The 3,760-nt window shown below is 42.6% G+C and carries 2 protein-coding genes and 1 pseudogene; 2 read left to right on the forward strand and 1 reads right to left on the reverse strand.

Annotated elements, in window-relative coordinates; genetic code table 11:
• Both ACT8YW_RS22350 and ACT8YW_RS22355 read left to right on the forward strand, forming a co-directional pair.
• Nucleotides 1–75, forward strand: a pseudogene (locus ACT8YW_RS22350) (5-(carboxyamino)imidazole ribonucleotide mutase); the annotation flags it as partial.
• Nucleotides 75–1,916, forward strand: coding sequence for a 4-hydroxy-3-methylbut-2-en-1-yl diphosphate synthase (locus tag ACT8YW_RS22355; RefSeq protein ID WP_444107191.1), 1,842 nt, complete (start codon nucleotides 75–77; stop codon nucleotides 1,914–1,916). The pseudogene ACT8YW_RS22350 and the gene ACT8YW_RS22355, both read left to right, overlap by 1 nt.
• Before the next feature lie 76 nt (nucleotides 1,917–1,992).
• On the opposite strand, the gene ACT8YW_RS22360 is transcribed toward ACT8YW_RS22355, so the two are convergent.
• Nucleotides 1,993–3,315: an ATP-binding protein gene (locus ACT8YW_RS22360; protein WP_444107192.1), complete on the reverse strand. Its 1,323-nt coding sequence runs from the start codon at nucleotides 3,313–3,315 to the stop codon at nucleotides 1,993–1,995.
• Nucleotides 3,316–3,760 lie beyond the last annotated feature (445 nt).

Below are 3,760 nucleotides of genomic sequence, written 5' to 3' on the forward strand. Positions count from 1 at the left end.
GAAGGACTGAAAAAGAAAATCGTAAAAGCAAACGAAGAACTGAAAGAAGTGAAGTTTGAATATAAAACGAACTAATGGATCTATTCAATTATTTTCGAAGAAAAACCACAGAAGTAAATATTGGGGCTGTGCCGTTGGGCGGCCCCAATTCTATTCGTGTCCAGTCGATGACAAACACGTCTACGCAGGATACACAGGCTTGTGTGGAACAGGCGAAACGTATTGTTGATGCAGGTGGAGAGTATGTCCGCCTCACAACCCAGGGCATCAAAGAAGCCGAAAACCTGATGAACATTAATATCGGACTGCGTAGCCAGGGATATATGGTTCCGTTGGTTGCCGATGTGCATTTCAATCCGAAAGTAGCAGACGTGGCTGCTCAATACGCGGAAAAGGTGCGAATCAATCCGGGAAATTATGTAGATGCTGCGCGTACTTTTAAAAAACTGGAATATACAGACGAGGAGTATGCGCAGGAAATACAGAAAATCCATGACCGGTTTGTCCCGTTCCTGAATATCTGTAAAGAGAATCACACGGCTATCCGGATTGGAGTAAATCATGGCTCTCTGTCCGATCGTATCATGTCCCGTTATGGCGATACCCCCGCAGGAATGGTAGAGTCCTGCATGGAGTTTCTCCGTATCTGTGTAGAGGAAAACTTCACGGATGTGGTGATTTCCATCAAGGCTTCTAATACGGTGGTCATGGTAAAAACCGTCCGCCTGTTGGTAGACGTTATGGAAAAAGAAGGGATGGCTTTCCCATTACACCTCGGGGTGACAGAAGCCGGAGATGGAGAAGACGGACGTATCAAGTCCGCCCTTGGCATCGGTGCGCTGTTGAGTGACGGATTGGGAGATACCATTCGGGTATCTTTGAGCGAAGCTCCTGAAGCTGAAATTCCGGTGGCCCGTAAACTGGTGGATTATGTTCTGTTGAGGCAGGACCATCCTTATATCCCGGGATTGGAAGCACCGGAATTCAATTATCTGTCTCCCGAACGTCGCAAGACAAAAGCCGTCCGTAATATCGGAGGTGAACATGTACCTGTGGTTATTGCCGACCGTATGGATGGGAAGACAGAGGTAAACCCGCAGTTCACACCGGACTATATTTATGCCGGAAGAACCTTGCCCGACCAACGGGAAGACGGCGTGGAATATATTCTTGATGCGGACGTATGGCAAGGAGAGGCCGGAACCTGGCCTGCTTTCAATCATGCGCAACTACCGTTGATGGGAGAATGCAATGCAGCGCTTAAATTCCTGTTTATGCCCTACATGGCACAAACGGACGAAGTGATAGCCTGCCTGAAACATCATCCGGAAGTAGTGATTGTTTCCCAAAGTAATCATCCGAACCGTTTGGGCGAGCACCGTGCACTGGTACATCAACTAATGACGGAAGGTTTGCAAAATCCGGTTGTCTTCTTCCAGCATTATTCGGAAGATGATGCGGAGAATTTGCAGATAAAGTCCGCAGCCGATATGGGAGCCTTGATTTTTGACGGTCTTTGTGATGGCATCTTCCTGTTCAATCAGGGCAGCTTGAGCCATGCCGTCGTTGATGCTACTGCTTTCGGAATCTTGCAGGCTGGACGTACCCGCACCTCCAAAACAGAGTATATATCTTGTCCCGGTTGCGGCCGTACACTTTACGACTTGGAAAAGACTATTGCCCGTATCAAGGCAGCCACTTCACATTTGAAAGGGCTGAAGATCGGCATCATGGGATGCATCGTGAATGGTCCCGGTGAGATGGCAGATGCAGACTACGGCTATGTAGGAGCAGGACGGGGGAAAATCAGTCTCTATAAAGGCAAGGTGTGCGTAGAGAAAAATATTCCTGAAGAAGAGGCGGTAGAACGACTTCTGGAGTTTATCCGGACAGACCGGGAAGAAAACCAACAATGATATTATATTGGGCACGGAATACAGGTGATGGGGTACTGATCTCATAGAAAACCTGTCATCCGTGCCTAACTAAGTACTACATATCTTCCAACGATAAACACATTGTTTCAATAGTATAACGAGGCAATAGCTTTTTCTTCAAATGTTCAACTTTCTGTTCCAGCAACTCTGGCCTAAAGTTTTTACGTTGGCGTTTTACTTCAGCAACTACTGCTTTGTTTTTTTCAAGACGGAGTGCAACAATATCTATTTCGTTTTGATTCCCTTTGGTTTCCCACCATGATCCGATAGTACGGAATTGATAACTTTCCGCGAATTTCTGCTTGAAGTAAAGTTCTAATATCTTTCCGCTGTAGGTTGGATAATCAGCTTCTATGATATTACGCAGCCCTACAAAGTTTTTAATTTCTATCAATGAACGGTTACGATCGAAGTAATTGAACCAAAACCTGATAAAATTATCACATATTTCATATCGGACAGTTGTTGAGCTCTCTTTAGCTAAAATGGGACGTTGGCGTATGATAATATTATAATCGTCTATCAAGCGTTTCAGATAGCCACCTACACTTTTTTCTCCTAGTGCTGCCTCAATTTCTGCTTGTGTATTTCTGCCTCCGGCAATTGCACTTAAAATAGAAAAGTAGGTTCCGTAATTTTTCCCGAATTCTTCTATCAACAAATTCTTTCCTTCTTCGGTAAAGGGAGAATTGTCGCGAGCCATAAAATGGATCATGCTTTCCACGTGAAGCGTATGGTTGTCGCAAAAAAGTTCCACGTATTTAGGCACCCCGCCAGTAAAAGTATAAAGTGCTAAAAGATCATCATTCGAATGTGTCGGGGCATATTCATGCATGATTTCTTTTAGAACAGAGAGACTGAAGGCTGACAGCTTGATTATGTTATCAGCTCTTCCGAAGAGTGGTTCTTTGTTGTCTTGGAAAATTTTTTGCATAAGAGAATAGATGGAACCACTGACAATCAAATTCATGTGTGAGGACTTCCGATATTGGTCCCAAATATTTTGCATATCGCTAAATATGGATTCATTAATAGTATAGAATTCCTGAAATTCATCAATAACCAGGTTGAAAGTCCGTTGTGTCGAAAGCTGCATTAGGTATTGGAATAAGTTTCGGAAACTTCGGATTTCTGTCGGAACAAAGATTTGCAGGGCTTGTGCGATAAGTGGGATGAATTCTTCGCACAAGGTTGCTTCATTTTTGCGCCCTATAAATAAGTAGACAGTGGGAGTCTGTTCAACGGCTTTCATGATGAGGCTTGTCTTCCCAATTCTACGGCGACCGGTAACGACTGTCATTCTTGAACTTTCCTCAAATGCCAATTGCTGAATTCGTTTTAGTTCTTTTAGTTCTTCTTCTCTATTATAAAACCTCATAGTCAGTGAATTATATTAGTAACTGTGGTTACTGTAACCACGGTTACAAAGATATTTATTCTTAAGGGAACGGCAAACTTTTTCTTTCTTTTTATAAATTCTTTACCCTTCCCAATTAAAAAAATTATGATCGTTTCTATTGATTTATACCAGTTTTATTGTCAAACTGTCAGGATGATATTTAAGTATATGAATATCAGTACTATATCACCTGACAATAGATGCTGATAATAGGCTGACAATAAAATATGTCTACTTTTACTGTCAGCCTTATTTTTTATCTCTTATGATCCTTTTATGACTTGATAAAAAATAGTCTTAGAAGCATGTTCTGAAGCAATGTCGCATTTTAATAACAGCCTCCCAAAGTGATATCTACCTATATAGTTCCATTAACGTGCCTATGTAGTTGCCCTTGAGTGCCAGTATAGTTCTACTAAAGTAC

Origin of the sequence: Bacteroides sp. (genome assembly GCF_052357945.1) — a bacterium.
Lineage (GTDB): Bacteria > Bacteroidota > Bacteroidia > Bacteroidales > Bacteroidaceae > Bacteroides.